The sequence below is a fragment of the Cupriavidus sp. H18C1 genome, assembly GCF_049311595.1.
GTDB lineage: Bacteria > Pseudomonadota > Gammaproteobacteria > Burkholderiales > Burkholderiaceae > Cupriavidus > Cupriavidus cauae.
Genome location: NZ_CP186009.1, coordinates 1,572,657 through 1,593,783 on the forward strand (window position 1 = coordinate 1,572,657; position 21,127 = coordinate 1,593,783).

14 protein-coding genes and 3 pseudogenes are annotated in these 21,127 nt (G+C 67.9%); 8 read left to right on the plus strand and 9 right to left on the minus strand.

Features of this window, described 5'->3' with window-relative positions:
- Positions 1–11: 11 nt before the first annotated feature.
- Positions 12–1,788, plus strand: a pseudogene (locus OJJOAM_RS22960) (acetyl/propionyl/methylcrotonyl-CoA carboxylase subunit alpha).
- A 105-nt stretch (positions 1,789–1,893) separates the two neighbouring features.
- Here the strand turns inward: OJJOAM_RS22960 and OJJOAM_RS22965 are convergent.
- A complete protein-coding gene (locus OJJOAM_RS22965) occupies positions 1,894–2,214 on the minus strand; it encodes a hypothetical protein (RefSeq protein ID WP_422649962.1) in 321 nt (106 codons plus the stop codon).
- Between the two features lie 362 nt (positions 2,215–2,576).
- On the opposite strand from OJJOAM_RS22965, the gene OJJOAM_RS22970 reads away from it, so the two are divergent.
- Positions 2,577–5,216, plus strand: coding sequence for a beta-glucosidase family protein (locus OJJOAM_RS22970; protein ID WP_422649963.1), 2,640 nt, complete (start codon positions 2,577–2,579; stop codon positions 5,214–5,216).
- A gap of 27 nt (positions 5,217–5,243) precedes the next feature.
- On the opposite strand, the gene OJJOAM_RS22975 is transcribed toward OJJOAM_RS22970, so the two are convergent.
- Complete coding sequence (locus OJJOAM_RS22975) at positions 5,244–6,200, minus strand: TIGR03571 family LLM class oxidoreductase (protein ID WP_422649964.1); 957 nt, start codon at positions 6,198–6,200, stop codon at positions 5,244–5,246.
- Between the two features lie 61 nt (positions 6,201–6,261).
- Entirely contained in the window at positions 6,262–7,377 is a 1,116-nt protein-coding gene (locus tag OJJOAM_RS22980; RefSeq protein ID WP_422649965.1) for an alkene reductase, read from the minus strand.
- Positions 7,378–7,613: 236 nt separating this feature from the next.
- Here OJJOAM_RS22980 and OJJOAM_RS22985 point away from each other — a divergent pair, with 236 nt between their 5' ends.
- Positions 7,614–9,356, plus strand: a complete 1,743-nt coding sequence (locus OJJOAM_RS22985; protein ID WP_422649966.1) for an ATP-binding cassette domain-containing protein — start codon at positions 7,614–7,616, stop codon at positions 9,354–9,356.
- Positions 9,357–9,563: 207 nt separating this feature from the next.
- Here the strand turns inward: OJJOAM_RS22985 and OJJOAM_RS22990 are convergent.
- Positions 9,564–9,953 (minus strand): annotated as a pseudogene (locus OJJOAM_RS22990) (helix-turn-helix domain-containing protein); the annotation flags it as partial.
- A 105-nt stretch (positions 9,954–10,058) separates the two neighbouring features.
- Between OJJOAM_RS22990 and OJJOAM_RS22995 the strand changes: the two are divergent.
- Positions 10,059–10,602: pseudogene (locus OJJOAM_RS22995) on the plus strand (DUF2938 domain-containing protein).
- Positions 10,603–10,692: 90 nt separating this feature from the next.
- Here OJJOAM_RS22995 and OJJOAM_RS23000 read toward each other — a convergent pair.
- Entirely contained in the window at positions 10,693–10,989 is a 297-nt protein-coding gene (locus tag OJJOAM_RS23000; RefSeq protein ID WP_422649967.1) for a hypothetical protein, read from the minus strand.
- 25 nt (positions 10,990–11,014) lie between these two features.
- Positions 11,015–11,260, minus strand: coding sequence for a TetR/AcrR family transcriptional regulator (locus OJJOAM_RS23005; RefSeq protein WP_422649968.1), 246 nt, complete (start codon positions 11,258–11,260; stop codon positions 11,015–11,017).
- Positions 11,261–11,448: 188 nt separating this feature from the next.
- On the opposite strand from OJJOAM_RS23005, the gene OJJOAM_RS23010 reads away from it, so the two are divergent.
- From OJJOAM_RS23010 to OJJOAM_RS23025, 4 genes are all read left to right on the plus strand, one after another.
- A complete protein-coding gene (locus tag OJJOAM_RS23010) occupies positions 11,449–12,672 on the plus strand; it encodes an efflux RND transporter periplasmic adaptor subunit (protein WP_422649969.1) in 1,224 nt (407 codons plus the stop codon).
- Positions 12,673–12,708: 36 nt separating this feature from the next.
- A complete protein-coding gene (locus tag OJJOAM_RS23015; RefSeq protein WP_422651035.1) occupies positions 12,709–15,879 on the plus strand; it encodes a multidrug efflux RND transporter permease subunit in 3,171 nt (1,056 codons plus the stop codon).
- A complete protein-coding gene (locus tag OJJOAM_RS23020; protein WP_422649970.1) occupies positions 15,876–17,417 on the plus strand; it encodes an efflux transporter outer membrane subunit in 1,542 nt (513 codons plus the stop codon). Before OJJOAM_RS23015 ends, OJJOAM_RS23020 begins: the two co-directional genes overlap by 4 nt.
- A gap of 91 nt (positions 17,418–17,508) precedes the next feature.
- Positions 17,509–18,498 (plus strand): Bug family tripartite tricarboxylate transporter substrate binding protein, encoded by a 990-nt coding sequence (locus OJJOAM_RS23025; protein ID WP_422649971.1) that lies wholly within the window; start codon positions 17,509–17,511, stop codon positions 18,496–18,498.
- Between the two features lie 4 nt (positions 18,499–18,502).
- Here OJJOAM_RS23025 and OJJOAM_RS23030 read toward each other — a convergent pair whose 3' ends face one another.
- The 3 genes from OJJOAM_RS23030 to OJJOAM_RS23040 form a co-directional block, all read right to left on the minus strand.
- Positions 18,503–19,099: a hypothetical protein gene (locus OJJOAM_RS23030; protein ID WP_422649972.1), complete on the minus strand. Its 597-nt coding sequence runs from the start codon at positions 19,097–19,099 to the stop codon at positions 18,503–18,505.
- A 150-nt stretch (positions 19,100–19,249) separates the two neighbouring features.
- Positions 19,250–20,401, minus strand: a complete 1,152-nt coding sequence (locus OJJOAM_RS23035; protein WP_422649973.1) for a multidrug effflux MFS transporter — start codon at positions 20,399–20,401, stop codon at positions 19,250–19,252.
- Between the two features lie 58 nt (positions 20,402–20,459).
- Entirely contained in the window at positions 20,460–20,774 is a 315-nt protein-coding gene (locus OJJOAM_RS23040) for a MarR family winged helix-turn-helix transcriptional regulator (RefSeq protein ID WP_422649974.1), read from the minus strand.
- Positions 20,775–21,127: the final 353 nt, after the last annotated feature.

Here is a 21,127-nt window from a genome sequence, read left to right on the forward strand (position 1 = left end):
CGAGATTCGAGATGAAGAAAGTCCTGATTGCCAACCGTGGCGAGATCGCCGTTCGCATCGTGCGCGCCTGCGCCGACTATGGCGTCGGCTCCGTGGCCGTCTATGCCAACGCCGATATCGACGCGATGCACGCGCGCCTGGCCGACGAGGCCTACGGCCTGGACGGCGACCGTCCCGCCGACACCTATCTGAACATCCCGAAGCTGCTCGACATCGCCCGCCGCAGCGGGGCCGATGCGGTGCATCCCGGCTACGGCTTCCTGTCGGAAAGCGAGGCGTTTGCTCGGGCCGTGATCGACGCCGGCCTGACGTGGATCGGCCCGTCGCCGGCGACGATCGCGCGGCTCGGCGACAAGGTCGAAGCCCGCAAGATCGCGCTACGGGTCGGGGCTCCGCTGGTGGCCGGTACGCCCGAGCCGGTCGCCGACGCCAGCGAGGTGCTGGCCTTCGCCGAGCGGCACGGCCTGCCGATCATCATCAAGGCCGCGTTCGGCGGCGGGGGGCCGCGGCATGAAGATCGCGTGGCGCATGGACGAGGTGGAGGAGCTCTATGCCTCGGCGGTGCGCGAGGCGGTCACGGCGTTTGGCCGCGGCGAATGTTTCGTCGAGCAATTCCTCGACAAGCCCCGCCATATCGAGGCGCAGGTCCTCGCCGACCGGCACGGAAACGTGGTCGTGCTCGGCACGCGCGACTGCTCGCTGCAACGCCGGAACCAGAAGCTGGTCGAAGAGGCGCCCGCGCCGTTCCTCAGCGAGGAGCAGCGCGCGCGCATCCACGCCGCGGCTCGCGACATCTGCGCGGCGGCCGAATACACCAGCGCCGGCACGGTGGAGTTCCTGCTCAGCGCCAGCGGCGCGATCTCGTTCCTCGAGGTCAACACGCGGCTGCAGGTCGAGCATCCCGTGACCGAGCAGACCACCGGCGTCGATCTGGTCGTCGAGCAGTTGCGCGTGGCCGATGGCCTGCCGCTGTCGATCACCGAGACCCCGGCGCCGCTGGGACATGCGATCGAGTTCCGCATCAATGCCGAGGACGTGGGCCGCGGTTTCCTGCCAACGCCGGGACCGGTGCGGCGCTTCGATGCGCCCTCAGGCCCGGGCGTGCGGGTCGATTCCGGCGTGCAGTCGGGATCGGTGGTGCCCGGTACCTTCGACTCGCTGATGGCCAAGCTGATCGTCACCGGCGCCACGCGCGAACAGGCGCTGGCGCGCGCCCGGCGTGCGCTGCGCGAATTCCGGATCGAGGGCGTGGCGTCGGTGCTGCCATTCCATCGCGCTGTGATCGATCACGCGGATTTCGTCGGCGTGGACGGTTTCAAGGTCCATACGCGCTGGATCGAATCGGACTTCGCCGAGCCGCTGGCGGCGGCCGCGCGTGCCGAGCCGCAGCAGGACGGCAGTCTGCTTCGTACTGCCATCGAGATCGACGGCCGTCGCATGGTGCTGGGCTTGCCGGCGCTGCTGCTTCGCGGCCTGGCCAATGCGCCGGCCAGCGACGGCGCTATGGATGCCGCGCAGGCGGACGCCATCAATGCCGCCAACGCCAATCACGCCACCAATGCCATCAATGCCACGGACGCGGCCGAACTCCCGTCCCCCATCGCCGGCACCGTGCAGGCATGGAAAGTCGCGATCGGCGACGAGGTCAAGGAAGGCGATCTGATCGCCGTGATGGAGGCGATGAAAATGGAGATGCAGGTCCACGCGCATCGTACGGGCCGGCTGACACGGCAGGCCCCGGCCGGTACGTTCCTGGCCGCCGGCGCACCACTGGCCAGCATCGAGTGAAACGCATCGGCACTGCGATGGCGAGAGCCGAAGACTGAAGGCGGCGCCTCAATGCCGTCGATGCCCCGATGCCCCGATGCCCCGATGCCTCAATGCCTCAATGCCTCAATGCCTTGGCGGATTGCGATCCTGTGCCGGCGGCGTTTCGGTCGGCCGTACCGTCTGCTGGCCTACCGGTGCCTGGCTGACGGGCGATACCAGTTGCGAGGGATCGACGGCGGCGTTGGCGCCAGTGCCTGCCGTCCCGCCTTCGGTGCTGCCGGTCGCGGCCGGGGCCTGATTCAGGCCCACCGACGAATCGCCGGAATCGCCGCCGCCGCAAGCGGCGAGACCGAACGACAGACCGATGGCGAGCGCCGCGATACTGCCTTTCGGCACGACGGCGCGGCATACCGCGCGGATCCTGCGCCTGCGATGCAGAGCCATCTCTACCTCCTGCGATATGGCATCGAGGATGCTTCCCGACCAGCGTTCGCACTGCCTTCGCTCTGTGTTGGCACTGCGTTCGCCGCGGCGTCGGCTTGCGGCTCGATAAGGCGAATCAAACTTGCGTACGGACTTGCGTATGTCCTTGCGTAGACGCGCTTCGTTGCCTGACAGATCGATGTAAAGAAGGACGGCACCGATGCGCGTCAATCCAGTCTTGCAACAAAGCCCTCGCGGTAAAAGTTCAATTCTGTAACGGAACGTTACGCATCTTCTCTTTCGCGCAGCGCGCACTACCGTCTCCCTAAGCGCCGTTTCTCGGCGCCCTTCAATGTCGCGGCATCGCTGCGCAGGGAGGCATCATGCGTGCTCGTTTCCTCATGACCGCGCTGATCGGCGCGGGCGTCCTCGCTGCGCATTCGGTCCCCGCGCAAGCGCCTTCCACCGACGCGCAGATCAATGCGATCGTGCAATCGATCCTTGCGCAGATGACGCTGGCCGAGAAGCTCGAATACGTCAGCGGCACGGGCGCGTGGGACATCAAACCGTTGCCGCGTCTCGGGCTGCCGCAAATCAAGGCAAGCGATGCAGGATTGGGCGTGCGGCTCAGCAATCCTGTGGGCGTTGCCTATCCCGCGGGCCCGGCATTGGCGTCGACCTTCAATGCCGATCGTGCCAAGCAGATGGGGGTGGGCCTAGGCCTCGAAACGCGCCTGAGCGGCTTCCAGCAAATCGCCGGCCCCGGCTTGAACATGTACCGCACGCCGTTCTCGGGGCGCGCCTTCGAGTATCTGGCGGGCGAGGATCCCTTCCTTGGCGCCGTGCTCGGTGCCGCGCAGATCAACGGTATCCAGTCGCAGAACGTCTGGGCCGACGCCAAGCATTACATCGCGAACGAGCAGGAGGTCAATCGCTTCAACCTGATGGAAACTATCAGCGAGCGGGCGCTGCGCGAGATCTACATGGTGCCGTTCGAGTCGGCGGTAAAGAACGCCAACGTTGCCGTCGTGATGTGTGGATTCCAGGGCCTCAATGGGGCGAACCCGGTTTGCGAAAGCCATTCGGCCATTCAGCAGACGCTGAAGAACGAGTGGGGCTTCAAGGGCTTCGTGGAGTCCGACTATGCCGCGCTCAAGCACACGCTGCCCGCGGCGGTGGCCGGCGTCGATATCGAACGGCCATCCGCCAACATCTTCTCGCCGGGCGCGCTCGGTGCGCTGCTGGCGAACGAACAGCTGAGCCAGGCGACGCTGGACGACAAGGTGCGCCGCATTCTCGGGCGTCTGGTGGCCTATGGCTTCATCGGCGGCGTGCCCCCGGCTACCGGCGAATCGCATCCGCCCTTTGCCGAACGCGCGGCGTTGGACGTGGCACGCGAAGGCATCGTGTTGCTGAAGAACGAGGGGCAGCTGCTGCCGCTGCGCCGCGAGACCGCACGCAACATCGCGGTGGTGGGCAAGCTCGCCACCGGCGCGCCGCCGACCGGTTTCGGCAGTGCCCATATTGCGGCGGCGCGGTATATCAGCGAAATCGACGGCCTGCGACAGATTGCCGGCACGGGCGCCAATATCGTGCTGCTCGATGCCGTGACGCTCGACCCGGCGCGCTCGGCATGGACCACGCCCAGCGGCGCGTCGGGCGTGCAGGCACAGTACTACGCCAATCCGACGTGGAGCGGCGCGCCGGTTCTTACCCGCGTCGAACCGATGATCAATCTGGACACGTCCGGCGGGGCGCCGCAGAGCGGCGATTACCGCGGTCCGGTCTATGGCGGTGGCGGCACGGCGCAGCCGGCGTCGGTGCGCTGGACCGCCACCATCCGGCCCACCGTCAGCGGTGCGCACGTATTCAAGGCGCGTGCGAACGGGGCCGTCCGCCTCTACATCAATGGGCAATTGGTGATGGACAACGGCGACGGCAATCCGCTGCCCGGCAATGTCATCCCGCCGACCATCCCGGTCAATGCGCGCGTGATGCTGCAGGCGGGCCAGACCTACAACGTGCAGTTCGACTACTCGGCAAGGCCCGGCTATATCGCCGTGTTCGGCGGTTTCCTCGGCGCGCAGCTGAGCTGGGCGTCGCTGCAGGCGCCGCCCAACCTGTCCGGCTTCGATGCCGTCGTGGTCGCGGCCGGCCACAGCGCCGAATACGAGGGCGAGGGCTTCGATCATCCGTTCACGTTGCCGGAATTCCAGGACGAACTGATCGCGAATCTATCCCGTGCCAACCCGCGCACGATCGCGGTGCTGCACGGCGGCACCGGCTTCGACATGCAAGGCTGGATCGATGGCGTCGGCGCGGCGCTGCACGCCTGGTATCCGGGACAGAACGGCGGCCAGGCGTTGGCCGAGATCCTGTTCGGCGATGTCAATCCGTCGGGCAAGCTGCCGATCACGATCGAGCGGTCGATCACGGACAATCCGACCTACGCGAATTATCCGCAGGCATCGAACGACCTGAACTTCAGCGCGATGACCTACACCGAGGACATCTTCGTCGGCTACCGCGGATTCGAGCGCAGCGGTAGAAGGCCGTTGTTCCCGTTCGGCTTCGGGCTGTCCTATACCCGCTTCAACTACGGCGCGTTGAGCGTGTCGCCCGGCATTGCCGCCGGCAGCGGGCGCGTCGCGGTGTCGTTCGATATCACCAATTCCGGCGAGGTCGCCGGCGCGGAGGCGGCGCAGGTCTACGTCGCGCAATCCGGCTCTGCCGTACCGCGTCCGGTCAAGGAGCTGAAGGGCTTTGCCAAGGTCTTCCTGCAGCCGGGAGAGACGCAGCGCGTGACCGTCTATCTCGACCAGCGCTCGCTGGCGTACTACGATGCCGCCCGCAATGCGTGGGTGACGGACCCCGGTGCGTTCGACGTCCTGGTCGGTGCATCGTCCCAGGACATTCGTCTGCGCGGGCAGCTGTTCAATCTGTTCCGATCGGTCACCAATACGCGGGTCAGCAATCCGCTGCCCGCGCCGGAACTGGTTCGGTTGGGGCCGGTGCATCCATAGCCCGATGCTGGTCATGGCGCCATGCCGTCATGCCGCCATGGCGCCCGGCCCTTGCCGATCGGCCTGCGCATGGAAATGCGGCAGCACGTAGGCCGCGATTTCCTCCATCGCGTCGCTGACCGGCCGTTGGCTGCGGCGGAAATGCAGGCCGACATGGCGCACGCCGGCCTCGCGCATGGCGTGCAGTTCCTCGATCAGCCCATGGCGCCCGACCGCGCCGCCAAAGCGGTGCCGCTGCATCGGCGCATCGGGGTCTGCCAGCAGGTCCAGATGGATGAAGCTGATGTAGGGCTTGTCTCCGGCGACCTCGCGCCATAGCGCGCTGCGGCGGACATGGTCCTGGGGCGTTCCGGGATAGGCCAGCCAGCCGTCCATATGCTGTCCGACCCAGCTCGGCGTCTGCTGCGCCAGCCCGGCCACCAGCAGGGGCAGCGGACCGGTGGGGCGCGGCAACAGCGCGATTCCGCTCGGCAGGTCGGCGCCGCCGTTGCGCAGCAGCGCCACCTGCTCGCGGAAGTTCTGTCCGCGGTTGTCGAAGTCACGGCCGAAGATCGGGTATTCCACCGGCCGGTCGCCGCTGGCCACGCCGAGCAGCAGCCGGCCATTGCTGAGCCGGTCGATGGTCGTGGCCGACTTCAGCGTCAGATAGGGATCGCGCAGCGGCAGCACGATGGCCGCGGTGCCGAGCACGATGCGCTCGGTGATGCCGGCCAGATAGCCGAGGTAGGAAAAGGCCTCGAAGACCTGTGCGGCGTCGCCGAAGTGCGGATCGTACAGCGGCACGTCGCGTACCCACAGCGCGCGGAAGCCCGCGCGGTCCGCCAGCTGCGCCAGCGTGCGATGCGCCGACAGATCGGGCTCGCCCGGCAGGCGCCCGTCGCGCTGGCGCGCCGCCTGGCCCGCGGGCGACCAGTCGTTGTCGAGCGGCAGCTCCACGCCGATGCTGAAGCCGCCCGAAGTCAGTGTTTCCAATGCCGATGACATGACAGATTCTCCAGGCAGGCGTGCGGGCCTGCCTTCGATGCTGAGCCGATGACGGGCCGCGTCAGGCGGCCGCGCTTGCCGTGTACTCGGGGTAGTCCGTATAGCCCGCGGCGCCGCCGCCAAAATAGTTGGCACGATTGCCCGGATTCAGCGGCAGGTCGTGGCGCAGGCGATAGGGCAGATCGGGATTGCCGATAAAGCTGCGGCCAAACCCGATCAGGTCGGCCCAGCCCTTCGCGAGCGCTTCTTCCGCACGCGCCTTGTTGTAGTTGCCCGAATAGATCAGCGTGCCGGGGTAGACCTCGCGCAGCGCCTCCTTGAAGGCGGGCGGCATCACCGGCGCGTCTTCCCAGTCGGCCTCGGCGATGTGGATATAGGCGACGCCGATCTTGCCGAGCGCGTGCGCGGCGGCGAGGTAGGTGGCTTCCGGCGTGTCGTCGACCGCGCCCTGCAGCGTCGTCAGCGGGGCCAGGCGCACGCCGATGCGATCCTTGCCGACCACGTCGGTCACGGCCTGCGCCACCTCCTTCAGAAAGCGCAGGCGATTGTGCAGCGAGCCGCCGTACTCGTCGGTACGCGCGTTGGCCTGCGAATCGATGAACTGGTTGATCAGGTAGCCGTTGGCCCCATGCAGCTCGACGCCGTCGAAGCCCGCATCGAGCGCGTTGCGCGCGGCCTGCGCATAGTCGGCGACGATGCCGTGGATCTCCGGCACCGTCAGCGCGCGCGGCGTGGAGTGCTGCACCATCTCGCCGGCGCCGCCGGCCGGACCCTTGCCTTCCACATCGATAAAGACCTTGACCCCTTCGGCCACCAGCGCAGACGACGACACCGGGGCCGCATTGCCCGGCTGCAGCGAGGTGTGGGATACACGGCCCACGTGCCACAGCTGGGCGAACATGATGCCGCCGGCGCCGTGCACCGCGTCGGTGACCTTGCGCCAGCCGGCAACCTGCTCCGGCGTGTGGATCCCCGGCGTCCATGCGTAGCCCTGGCCCTGCTGGCTGATCTGCGTGCCTTCGGAAATGTTCAGGCCGGCCGAGGCGCGCTGCCGGTAGTACTCGGCCATCAGGTCGGTCGCCACGCCGCCATCGCCCGCGCGCGAGCGGGTCATCGGCGGCATCACGATACGGTTTTCGGTGGTCAGGTTGCCAAGGCGGTAGGGCGTAAACAGCATGGGTTCCTCTCGGTTTCGGTGGCGGATCGGCTTGGCGGTGGGCCATGCCGATGTGCGATGAGGCCATTGTGGGCAACGCATCCGTCCGGAAAAACCCGATACCGGGCAAATGATTCTTGCGGGAGGGTCAAGGGTCATGCCTTGCCTGGCGAGACAGCGGCGGTATCCTTCGTGCGGGCCGTCGATCCGGGACGGTTCACGCCTGAGGGCACCGAACCAGAAACGATGAGGGCTTGATGACGGAGTCGAATTCCACCACCCGCAAACCGGCAATCGGCCTTGCCGGCGCGGCGCGCGATCTCTATCGGGCGCTATGGCACCACGCACGCGGCGTGCGGGTTCAGCTGGTTGGCGCCTCGGGCCTGCTGGCGGCGGCGCAGCTGCTGAGGCTGACCATGCCGTGGCTGGCCGCGCAGGCGATCAACGCGCTGCAGAAGGACAACATCGCCGAGGCCGGACGCTGGATCGTCTATCTGGTCGGCATCTACCTGCTGTCGTGGCTGCTGCACGGTCCGGGCCGCGTGCTCGAGCGCAACGTCGGCGTGCGCGTGCGCGAGCGGCTGGGCGACCAGCTCTATGCGCGTATCGCCGCGGCACCGCTGGCCTGGCGCGATGGCCGGCATTCGGGCGAGCTGCAGCACCGCGTGGTGCAGTCCAGCCGCGCGCTGTCGGACTTCGCGCAGAACCAGTTCGTCTACCTGCAGAACGCGTTCAACTTCGTCGGCCCGCTGGTCGCCCTGACGATGCTCTCGCGCACCAGCGGCCTGATCGCGGTCACCGGCTACGTGGTGATCGCGCTGATCATCCTGCGCTTCGACCGCACGCTGATGCAGCTGGCCCGCGCGGAAAACGACGCCGAGCGCCGTTATGCCGCCGCGCTGCTCGACTTTGTCGGCAACGCCGGTACGGTGATCGGGCTGCGCCTGCAGGCCGCGTCGCGCACGCTGCTCGGCCGCCGGATGGCGGCGGTGATGGCGCCGCTGCGCCGCGCGGTGATGGTCAACGAGGGCAAATGGTTCGCGGTGGACCTGCTCGGCATGGGGCTGACCTGGATCCTGGTGGTGATGTACGTGCTGCAGGAGCGCTCGCCGGGACAGGCGGTGCCGCTGGGCACCGTCTTCATGATCTACCAGTACGCACAGCAGGCCGCGTCCGTGGTGGGCTCGATGGCGGCGAACTTCCAGAGCTTCGCGCGGATGCATACCGACTACGGCAGTGCCGAGCCGATCTGGGAGGCGCCCGGCGATCCGGACGCCGCCGTGCCGGCCGTGGTGCCCGATGCCCCGTGGCAGACGCTGGAGCTGCGCGGCGCCACGGTGCACTACGCCGATGGGGCGCGCGGCGGCCTGCATGGCATCGACCTGGTGCTGCGCCGTGGCGCGCGCGTGGCGTTGATCGGCCCGAGCGGCGGTGGCAAAAGCACGCTGCTGCGGACGCTCGCCGGGCTCTATCACCCGCAGCACGGCGAACTGCGGCGCGATGGCGCGGCGGTCGGCTGGACCGAGCTGCGTACGCTGGCCACGCTGATTCCGCAGGAGGCCGAGGTCTTCGAGGCGAGCGTGGAGGAGAACCTGACCTTCGGCTTGCCGGTCGACCCGGCGGCGCTGGGCGGCGCGGTGCATACGGGCGGGTTCGACGAGGTGCTGCACCGCCTTCCCGACGGCCTCGCCAGCGCCATCAACGAGCGCGGCGGGAACCTGTCGGGCGGTCAACGGCAGCGGCTGGCACTGGCTCGCGGCGCGCTGGCGGCGCAGGGAAGCTCGCTGTTGCTGCTCGACGAGCCGACCAGCGCGCTAGATCCGCAGGCGGAGGCCAGGGTGTTCGACCGCATGCACGCCGCCTTTCCGTCGGCCTGCATCGTCGCCTCGGTCCATCGGCCCAGCCTGCTTGCGCGATTCGACTCGATCGTCGTGATGGAGGGCGGCAAGGTGGTCGATGCCGGGCCGCGCGACGAGGTGCTGGCCAGGCGGGCGCATTGAATCGGCTCAGCGATCGTTGCGGCGGCCGCTTGTGCGGACCGTGTCTGTGCGCGCCTTGTCTGGACGTGCCTTGGCTGTGCGCGGCTGATCAGTACGCGCGCCAGCAGTACGCGCATTATCGGGACGCGCGTTATCTGTCCGCGATTTGCCCGACCCGGAACGGATAGCGACGGCCCTTGCGCGCGCCGCGCCCGCCGCCGTGCCGCTGCCTAGCGCGCCGGCCGCCGCGGCGCGCAGCATGCGCCGGAACGTCGGACACTCAAGATGGCTCGGCGCCGGGCAGACCGCGGCATGCCGCAGCCCGTCCCGCATCGCCGTCAGCCGTCGGATCGTGCGGTCCAGTTCGTCGGCCTTGGCGGAAAGCCGCGCGCGGTCGATGCGCGGCCGGCCGTCGCTGGCAAACATCAGCCCGATCTCGCTCAGCGAAAAGCCCGCCGCATGCCCGAGCGCGATCAGCGCCAGCCGGTCCAGCACGGCCGGCTCGAACACGCGCCGCAATCCCCGCCTGCCAACCGACGCGATCAGTCCCTTTTCCTCATAGAAGCGCAGCGTGGAGGCGGGAATGCCCGATCGTTGCGCCACTTCGGCGATGTCCATCTCCGCGGCCCTTGACTTCAAGTTAACTTGAAGTGCCATGATGGCTTCCATGGACCTGGAATGCAACCGCGAGGAGCCGACGATGAACGAGGAGGGTGCCCATGCATGACGCTGCCGATTTGCTGCTCCCTTGCCGTCGCCATCGGCGCCGGCGCGACGCTGGCGATGGACCTCTGGGGCCTCGCGCAAAAGCACTGGCTCGGCATGAAGCCGCTGGATTACGGCATGGTCGGCCGCTGGCTCGGCCACATGCCACGCGGCCGCTTCCGCCACGAGGCGATCGGACAGGCGCGGCCAGTCCGGGCCGAACGCCTGATCGGCTGGACCGCGCACTACGTGACCGGCATCGTGTTCGCCGCAGTGCTGCTGACGGTATGGGGGGCCGCAGTGGGCCTGCCGCCCGACCATCGGCCCGGCGCTGATCGTGGGTCTCGCCAGCGTGGTGTTTCCCTTCCTGCTGATGCAGCCCGGCATGGGCGCCGGCATTGCGGCCCGCCGTACGCCAAAGCCCGGCGTCGCGCGCTTGCGCAGCGTCGTCACGCACGGCGTATTCGGTCTCGGCCTCTACGCGTCGGCCCAGTTGATGCTGGTGCTCAGCGGCGCGCTGGCAGGAGCGCGGGTCGGACTGCCGGGACTCTGCGGCGCGTAAGCGCTGGAGCGGCGCAGTCCGAGCGCCGCCATGCCACGCGCTGGAACCGTCCGTTGGGGCGACCCGCTTGCCTCAACGGGCCTCGGGCCATCAGGCGGGCCTCGCCCCCGCACCCTGGAGGAAGGCCCGCTCCGCCAAGCCCGCTAGGCCGGCGCGCGCGATGCGGCCGCGCCGTTCTCCGTCGAGCAGGCCGATCAGCACCGACGCCCAGATTTCCGTCAACGCCTGCGCGGTGATGTCGATGCGAAAGACGCCTTGCTGCTGGCCGCGCAGAAAGAAGGCGTCCAGCTTGCCCTCCCAGTCGGTCTGCCAATCCGACGAGACACCGGAAACCACCTCGCGCCAGTAATAGATCAGGAACGCCGCCACCTCTCGTTGCTCGACCATGTTCGCATTCAGGCGCCGCAGTGCGTCAAGGGGGAGAGGGATCGTCCAATCCGGCGGACTGGATGACGTTGGCCAGCACGCGGACGCAGTGGTCGATCAGGCGGGAAATCAGTTCGTCCCGTGTCCGGCAGAACCGGTACAGCGTGGCCTTGCTGATGCCGACGGCCTTGGCCAGGTCCTGCAGGGTGCCGCGAGGCTGGTCGACGAGTGCCAGTGCCAGGGCGGCGAGAAGGCGGCTGTGGTCTTCATTCGATGCAGTGACAGCCGTCATGACGGGGTGAAATCCATGTTTTGTATCTCAAGAAGCACTTTATGTGGCTTTTGCGGGGTAACGCATTGCGCCTGCGACCCGGATTATCCGGCAAAAACGACTTTCACCACACCATATGAATCTTTATTGATTCATATGATGAATGAGCGTACCATGCGCTCCTTTGCCGAACATTCAAGAAGGTAGACATGAAGCACTTTCCAAAGCGGGGGTGGCGTGCGCTGACCATGGCGGCGGCGGTCATCGTCACGGCGGCATGCGGCAATGCGGAACAGCCGGCCGCCCCGGCGGCTCCCTCGGTCGAGGTGCTGACGTTGCAGCCCAGGCCGATGGCGGTCAGCAGCGAGCTGCCGGGCCGTATCGAGCCGGTTCGTGTCGCCGAGGTGCGGGCGCGGGTCGCCGGCATCGTGCTCAAGCGCAACTTCAGGGAAGGCAGTGACGTCAAGGCGGGCGATCCGCTGTTCCAGATCGATCCCGCGCCGTTGCAGGCGGCGCTGTCGCGCGCCGAGGGCGAGCTTGCGCGCGCGGAGGCGGTGCTGGCCGACGCCGATGCGGTGGTGCGCCGCTATGCCCCGCTGGTCGAGATCGAAGCGGTCAGCCGGCAGGATTTCGACGCGGCGCAGGCCACGCTCAAGAGCGCGCAGGCCGCGCGCCGCAGCGCAGCCGCGGAAGTCAAGACCGCGCGCCTGAACCTGGAATACGCGACGGTGCGGGCGCCGATTTCCGGCCGGATCGGCCGCGCCCTGGTCACGGAAGGGGCGCTGGTCGGGCAGGGCGAGGCGACCCCGATGGCCACCATCCAGCAGCTCGACCCGATCTATGTCGACTTCAAGCAGCCGGTCGCCGACGTGCTTCGCATGCGGGAGGCGCTGGAGCAGGGCCGCTTGCAGCGGGAGCCGGAAGACGGCGTGCCGATCGTGGCGACCATCGAAGGCACCGACAAGAAGCGCGAAGGGCGCCTGCTGTTCTCGGACATCTCCGTGGACCGCGGCACCGGCCAAGTGTCGCTGCGCGGCCAGTTGCCCAACGCCGACGGCCTGCTGCTGCCGGGCATGTATGTGCGCGTGCATGTCACGCATGCGATCGATCCCGCGGCGATGCTGGTGCCGCAGCGGGCGGTGCGGCGCAATCCCGACGGCAAGGCCCAGCTGCTGGTGGTGGGCAAGGGCGACGTGGCCGAGACCCGGCAGGTCCGTACCGGCCCCATGCAGGGCGCCGAGTGGCAAATCCTCGAGGGCGTGAAGCCGGGCGACCGCATCGTGGTCGGCGGCGAGGCAAGCCCGGGGCAGAAGGTCACCATCGCCCCGGCGGCGCCGGCCAGGCAGGCGGCCGGGCAAGCCGGCCAGGCCGCCCAGGCCGGGCAGGAGCGCGAGGCCGCGCCCTCGAACAGTCCTCCGGCGGAACGAGGCTAGGCGCGCAGGCGCCGCGCCACTGAATAACAAATCATGCTGCCAAGATTCTTCATTCATCGGCCCAACTTCGCCTGGGTGCTGGCGATCTTCATCGTGCTGGCGGGCTTGCTCGCCATGCCGTCCCTGCCGGTCTCGCAATACCCGACGGTCGCGCCGCCGCAGATCGCGATCTCGGCGATGTACCCGGGCGCGTCCGCGACCACGCTGGTCGATTCGGTGACCAGCGTCATCGAGGAGGAGCTCAACGGCGCCAAGGGGATGCTGTACTACGACTCGTCCAGCAGCTCCGCCGGCATCGCGGAAATCACCGTGACGTTCGCGCCCGGCGTCGATCCGGACCTGGCGCAGGTCGACGTGCAGAACCGCATCAAGCAGGCCGAAGCGCGCCTGCCGGCCGCCGTCACGCGCCAGGGCCTGCGTACCGAGCAGGTCAGCGCCGGCTTCCTGATGGTCTATTCGATCAACTTCAAGGGAGACGACGCGGGCAAGGACATGGTGACGCTGGCCGACTATGCGGCGCGCCGGATCAACAACGAGATCCGGCGTGTGCCGGGGGTCGGCAAGGTCCAGTTCTTCGGCGCCGAAGCGGCGATGCGCGTGTGGATCGATCCGCAGAAGCTGCTCGGCTACGGGCTGTCGGTGGCCGACGTCAACGAGGCGATCGCCGCGCAGAACGTGCAGGTGCCGGCCGGCAGCTTCGGCAGCCCGCCCGGCAGCGCGGACCAGGAGCTAAGCGCGACCATCGCGGTCAAGGGCATGCTGACGACCACCGACGAGTTCGGCGCCATCGTGCTGCGCGCCAATCCCGACGGTTCGAAGGTGACGCTCGCCGACGTCGCGCGGCTCGAGGTCGGCCTGCAGGACTACAACTTCGACATGCTGACCAGCGGCAAGCGCGCGGTCGGCGCCGCGGTCCAGCTGCGCCCGGGCGCGAACGCGCTCGAGACGGCCCGCGCGGTGCGCGCCAAGCTGGAAGAGCTGTCCAAGTCCTTCCCCGACGACATCGAATACTCGGTTCCTTACGACACCTCGCGCTTTGTCGAAGTCGCGATCGAGAAAGTCATCCACACGCTGGTGGAAGCGGTAGTGCTGGTGTTCCTGGTGATGCTGCTGTTCCTGCAGAACCTGCGCTACACGCTGATTCCGACCATCGTCGTGCCGGTGTGCCTGGCCGGCACGCTGGCCGTGATGTACGCGATCGGCTTCTCGGTCAACATGATGACGATGTTCGGCATGGTGCTGGCGATCGGCATCCTGGTCGACGACGCCATCGTGGTGGTGGAGAACGTCGAGCGGATCATGGCCGAGGAAGGGTTGGGGCCCGTGGAGGCGACCGCCAAGGCGATGAGCCAGGTGTCGGGCGCCATCATCGGCATCACGCTGGTGCTGGCCGCGGTGTTCTTCCCGCTGGCCTTCATGTCCGGATCGGTCGGCGTGATCTACCGGCAGTTCTCGCTGTCGCTGGCCGTGTCGATCCTGTTCTCCGGCTTCCTTGCGCTGACGCTGACGCCCGCCCTCTGCGCGACGCTGCTCAAGCCGATCCCACAGGGTCACCATGAAGAGAAACGCGGCTTCTTCGGCTGGTTCAACCGCCGTTTCGGCCGGCTGACCGAGCGGTTCACCGCGCTGAACTCGAAGCTGCTGCGCCGGGCCGGCCGCTGCATGATCGTCTACGGCATGGTGGTCGCGCTGCTGGCGCTGCTGTACACGCGGCTGCCGGAATCGTTCGTGCCGATCGAGGACCAGGGCTACTTCGTCGTCGACGTGCAACTGCCGCCGGGCGCGACCAACCAGCGCACCGAGGCCGTCGTCAAGCAGCTGGAGAGCTGGCTGCTCGACCGCAAGGCGATGGAGTCGACCACGATGGTGCTCGGCTTCAGCTTCTCGGGCAGCGGCCAGAACGCGGCGCTGGGCTTTCCCACGCTGACCGACTGGTCCGAGCGCGGCAGCGGCCAGCATGCCAGCGACGAGGTCGCGGCCTTCAACGCGCAGTTCGCGGGACTGAAGGAGGCGCGCGTGATGGCGGTCGATCCGCCGCCGATCGAAGGGCTGGGCAACGCCAGCGGCTTTGCGCTGCGGCTGCAGGATCGCGGCGGCCTGGGGCGCGCCGCGCTGGTGGCGGCGCGCGATGCGCTGCTGAAGCAGGCCAACACGTCGCCGGTGCTGGCGTACGCGATGATGGAAGGCCTGGAGGACGCGCCGCAGCTGCGGCTCGATATCGACCGCGACAAGGCCGAGGCGCTGGGCGTCGGCTTCGAGGCGATCAACACCGCGCTGTCCAGCGCCTATGGCTCCGCGACCGTGGCCGACTTCGCCAACGTCGGCCGCCTGCAGCGGGTGGTGGTGCAGGCCGACGTGCGCGACCGCATGACGCCCGAAGCGCTGCTGTCGCTGAACGTGCCCAACGTGCGCGGCGAGCAGGTGCCGCTGAGCGCATTCGCCACGCCGGAGTGGGAGATCGGCCCGGTGCAGGTGTCGCGCTACAACGGCTATCCGACGATCAAGATCATCGGCGACGCCGCGCCCGGTTTCAGTACCGGCGAGGCCATGGCCGAGATCGAACGGATCGCCGCCACGCTGCCGGCGGGCATCGGCTACGAGTGGACGGGGTTGTCGTATCAGGAGCGGCAGGCCGGCGCGCAAGCACCGCTGTTGCTGGGGCTGTCCTTCCTGGTGGTCTTCCTGCTGCTGGTGGCGCTGTACGAAAGCTGGGCGATCGCCGGGGCCGTGATGCTGATCGTGCCGATCGGCGCGCTCGGATCGGTGCTGGCCGTCAATGCCGTGGGCATGCCGAACGATGTCTATTTCAAGGTGGGGCTGATCACGATCATCGGTCTGGCGGCCAAGAACGCGATCCTGATCGTGGAATTCGCCAAGTCGCTGCGCGAGCAGGGCATGCCGCTGATCGACGCGGCGCTTGAGGCGTCGCGGCTGCGCTTCCGCCCGATCGTGATGACCTCGATGGCCTTCATCCTCGGCGTCGTGCCGCTGGCCATCGCCACCGGCGCGGGCGCGGCCAGCCAGCGTGCCATCGGCACCGGCGTGATCGGCGGCATGCTGACGGCGACCACGCTGGGCGTGGTGTTCGCCCCGGTCTTCTTCGTCTGGGTGCTGTCGCGCTTCAAGCGCTACCGGGACAGCCCACGTACCAACACGCCGACTGCGACCACGACGACTGCAACGACGCCGACGGAGGGCGCGCAATGAAATCGATTCGATCCCGGACGACGCTGCCGTGCCTGCTGCTGAGCGTGGGCGCCGTCCTCGCCGGCTGCTCGCTGGCGCCGGTCTATGAGCGCCCGGCGGCGCCGGTTCCCACGCAATGGACGTCCGGACAGGCGAGCGGGATGGCGGCCGACGATACGCAGGCCGCGCCGTCATCGGCGGCCGTGCTGCAGTGGGACAGCTTCATCGTCGACGACAAGCTCCGCGAGCTGGTGGCGCTCGCGCTCGAGAACAACCGCGACCTGCGGCAGGCGGTGCTCAATATCGACGCGGCGCGGGCGATGTATCGCGTGCAACGCGCCGACCGAGTGCCGGGGCTGCAGGCAGAGGCGGGCGGCAGCAGGCAGCGGGTCGCGGAAGACCTGCGTCAGCCGGGCATGGGCTCGGTCCAGCAAACCGTGCAGGCCGGTATTGCCGTGCCGGCATTCGAGCTGGACCTGTTCGGGCGCGTGCGCAATCTCTCCGAAGCGGCGCTGCAGGAGTACTTCGCGACCGAGGAGGCCGCGCGCAGCGCACGCATCAGCCTGGTCGCGGAGGTCATCCAGGCGTATCTGGCGCGGGACAGCGCGCAGCGGCGCCATTTGCTGACCATGCAGACGCTGCAGACGCGCGAATCGTCGCTGCGGCTGATCGCGCAGCGCCGCCAGGCCGGCACGGCTACCGCGCTGGACTTCTACGAGGCGAGCGCGCTGACCGACCAGGCGCGCGCCGACCTCGAACGCACCGACCGGGAGTTCCGCCAAGCTACCAATGCCCTCGCGCTGCTGGTCGGCGTGCCGGACATTGCCGCGCAGTTGCCGCAGGCGCCGCGCGACGACGTGCTGCTGGTGCAGACGCTGGCGCCCGGCACGCCGTCCGAACTGCTGATCCACCGGCCCGACATCCTGGCCGCGGAGCAGCGGCTGCGCGGGCGCCATGCCGACATCGGCGCGGCGCGCGCGGCGTTCTTCCCGCGCATCACCTTGACCGGCATGTTCGGCAGCGCCAGCGGCGAGCTGTCCAACCTGTTCGGCGCGGGCCAGACGGTATGGTCGTTCGCCCCGCAGCTGACGCTGCCGATCTTCTCCGGCGGGCGCAACCTCGCCAACCTGGATCTCGCCCACGTGCGCAAGGACATCGCCGTGGCGAACTACGAGAAGACGATCCAGACCGCGTTCCGCGAAGTCTCGGACGCGCTCGCGGCCACCGATACGCTCCGCCGCGAGGAGATCGCCCGCCGTGCCGTCGCGCAGACCAGCGAACAGACGCTACGGCTGTCGGAGGCGCGTTACCGCGCCGGCGTGGACGACCATCTGCGTTACCTGGAGGCGCAGCGCAGCCACTATGCCGCGCAAACCGCGTTGATCGAGGTGGCCGCACAGCGCCAGAGCGCGCTGGCGTCGCTGTTCCGGGCGCTCGGCGGAGGGTGGTCGAGCGACAGGACGAACGCGGCGGAGGCACCGGCGCGGGGCATTGTTCCCCAGCCGAGTGCATCGGCGGGACAAGCCAACACGGCGAATAGCGGCGGACAGCGATCTTAAGTTTTTCTTTTGAGACGGCAAATAAAGTCTTAATTTTCTTTATTGGAGGCGGCCATTAACATCGGGCGACTATCAGGAGGAGAAACCCGCCATGCCCGCCGTCCGCCATACCGTTCGCCGTCGTACCTTGTTCGCCCTGGCCGCGTTGTGCGCCATGCCTTCGCTGAGTTTTGCCGCGGACAAGTACCCGTCCAAGCCGATTCGCATGGTCGTGGCCTTTGCGGCGGGCGGGGCGAACGACACCATCGCCCGCATCCTCGCCAAGGAACTGCAGCAGAGCATGGGCCAGTCCGTCGTGGTCGAGAACCGCGGCGGCGCCGGCGGCCTGATCGGCTCCGACATGGTCGCCAAGGCGACGCCGGACGGCTACACGCTGCTGCTCGGCAGCGCCGGCGCGCAGACCATCATGCCGGCCCTGACCCGCAAGATGCCCTACGACCCGCGTACCGGCCTCGCGCCGGTATCGCTGGTCGCCGAGGCGGCCAACGTGCTGATGGTCAGGACCGGCCTGCCGTTCAACAACGTCAAGGAGCTGCTCGCCGGCGCGAAGCAGAAGCCGGGCGCCTATACCTACGGCTCGTCGGGCAACGGCACCACGCTGCATGTGTCCGGCGCGCTGATGGAAAAGCTCGGCGGCATCGACCTGCTGCACATCCCGTACAAGGGCAACGGCCCGGCAATGAACGACCTGTACGCGGGCAACGTCGACATGGTGTTCGGCTCGGTGCCGGTGGCGATGGCCGCGCTGAAGACCGGCAAGGCGAAGATCCTGGCGGTCACCACGAAGAAGCGCATTCCCTCGCTGCCCAATGTGCCGACCATGGCCGAAGCCGGCGTGCCGGGCTACGACTTCTCCAGCTGGTACGGTCTGTTCACCACCGGCGGCACCGACCCGGCCATCGTCGAGCAATTGGCGCGCGAAACGGCCAAGGCGCTGGCCAAGCCCGACGTGGTGGCGGCGCTGGCGCAGCAGGGCGTCGAACCGGAAAGCAGCACGCCCGCGGCATTCCGCGCGCGCATCAACGACGAGCTGATGCGCTGGGAGCGGGATATCAAGACGATGAAGATCGCGGCGGAGTAGTCATCTACTGATCGCGCTGCAGATCGGCCAGCAACTTTCGGCGCTCGCTCTTCTTCCTGATCTGCTCCGTGCCGAGCGTCGCGCCGTGCAGGCGAAGCCGGGCGCCCGATGGCGTCACGACGAAGCGGCGCCGCGCGCCGATCGGCAAGTCCTCGGTGCCATAGACCCCAAGGACGACGATTGTCACGGCCTGGACCGTCTCGGGCCGGGCCTCCTGCAATGCGGGCGACATCAGATGCTCGAACGAGCCGATGTCCCGAATCGCCGCCGGCTGCAGCGGTCCTTGCCGCGTTCTCTCCAATGGCCGCGAGTAGGCCTGCTGTTCGGCGTCCTGCGTCTCGGTCGCCGGCATCACCACCAATCCGCCGGGCGTTTCCAGTGCGACGATCACGCTCTGCACATAAACCGGGCCGGAACTCATGTTCGTCACGAAGCAGCGCGCGGCGAGCCCGTCTCCGGGGCCGCGCGTGATCAGCAGCGTGGCACGAAGCTGCCGCCGGTAACTACTGACGAATACCTGCAGGTAGATGACCCATACCAGCAGGGTGCCGACACCCGTGAGCGCGGAGATCAACTGGCTGTGGTCTGCAATCCATTGCAAGAGGCCCTCCACAAGGTTGGTTGCGCGATTTGGCGCGCGCCATTCTTTGTATGCGGAACGCGAGACTTGTGGTATCGGGCAACGTCTGACCGGCTTTGGAGTTCGGCCGAATGGCGCCGGACTGCCGGCCGCAGCCAGTGCTATGCGCGATCAGGCGCTCTTTGCTCGCGCCGCGACCCGATACGCGCCCAACGCCGTGCCGGTGATCAGGATCTGAACCACCGCGCAGGCCGTCGCGGGCGTCGTGCCGTATCCCACCAGCTTGGTGCCCAACGCGCCGATTGCCATTTGTCCGCAGCCATAGAGGCCGGCGGCCGCGCCGGTCAGGCCGGGAACGGCCGAGATCGAACGCGACAATGCCGCCGGGCTGGCCAGTCCCGCGCCAACCGTAAGCATGAAGGTGATCGCGATCAGCAGCGGCGCGGTCAGCCAGCCGCCGATCTGCACCAGCAACAGTGCCGACGCCATCGACAGGCTCAGGCCCGCGCCGGCATTCAGGAAGACCTCCGGCCGAACCTGGCCCGCCAATCGCTTCGTGATCATCGTTCCAACACTGGCACCGACGATCGTCACCGTGGCGAACCAGCCTATCTGCCAGACCGGCAGGCCCAATTGCTCATGGACGATGTACGGAGAGGTGGCGAGATACGGGTAGAGCGCCGTGGTCGAGCACGACCCGCCCACCATGAAGCCGAGATAGCGCCGGTTGCGCAGCAGGCGGCCATAGTCCCGCGCGATCGTGAACACCTCTAGCGATCGGCGCTCCGGATTCGTTTCCGGCAGCAGCCGCCAGGCGCAATACACCATCAGGGCAGCAATGCCGACCAGAAAGACATAGATCGCGCGCCAGCCGAACTGATCGGCCAGAAACGATCCCACGACCGGCGACAGGCCGGGGCCGACCAGCGTCAACAGGTTCAGCAGCGCCAGGTCGCTGGTGACACGCCCCGGTGCGGCCGTGTCGCGCACGATCGACCGGCCCAGCGTGATGCCCGCCGCGCCACCGAGCGCCTGCGCCAGTCGCGCAAACAGCAGCCAGGTCAGCGACGTCGCAAACAGGGCCAGGATGCTGGCGCACAGGTAAAGACCCAGCCCGATCAGCAGGGTGGGGCGTCGCCCGATGGTGTCCGATACCGGCCCATAGATCAGTTGGCCGAAGGCCAGTCCCAATACGTAGTAGGTGATGGTCTGCTGCATGCCGGCGGCACTGGCGTGCAGATCGGTGCCGGCCAACGGCAGCGCCGGCACGAAGATATGCATGGCCATGGTGCCGCTGAGCGTCACCAGCACCAGCAACCACATCGGAGCACGGACGGAAGGGTAAATCGCTTGTTGGGAGGACTGCATGATGGGGGCCGCCTCAGACTTCGGTCAGGCGGCGTGCGATTTTCTCGAGGGCGGCGCGGGTGGTCCGCAGTTCTTCAGGCGAGAGCGCGTCGAGGATCTGCGCTTCGATTTCCAGGCTTTTTCGCAGCATGCGCTTCGCCATTGCACGGCCTTTCGCCGTCAGGCGGATGCTCTTGGCGCGCCGATCGGCCTCGTCGGCCTCCCATTCCACCAGGCCCATCTCGCGCAGTTGCGACAGCACTCGCACCAACGACGACTTGTCGAGCGCCAGCAGCTCGGCGAGCTCGCCCTGACGCATGCTCGGCGCGGGCGATTCATAGAGCGCCACCAGCGGCGCGCGGGAAGCGTCGGTCAGGCCCAGTTCGCGAAAGCTCTGATCGACGGCTCTTCGCCATCGCCGATAGACGGCGCCGACCAGACGGCCGAGACGGGGGGGAGGGCTCGGTAGCGGACGGATTCGGTGCCGGAGAAGGCGGGATGGGTGGCATGCAAACTATTCTGACGCCGAAATCGTTTGCATGTCAACCAAAGTGATTCGGCACGCTCTTGTCGCCACACATCGTCGTTCGTCGGTTGTCCGTTTCATTGGGCCGCGATTTCGGCATTGGGACCCTGCGAATTGCGTGCGTCGATATTGGGTTGCGCGTCCCGCGATTGGACGTTTGAATCCAATTTCCTGGT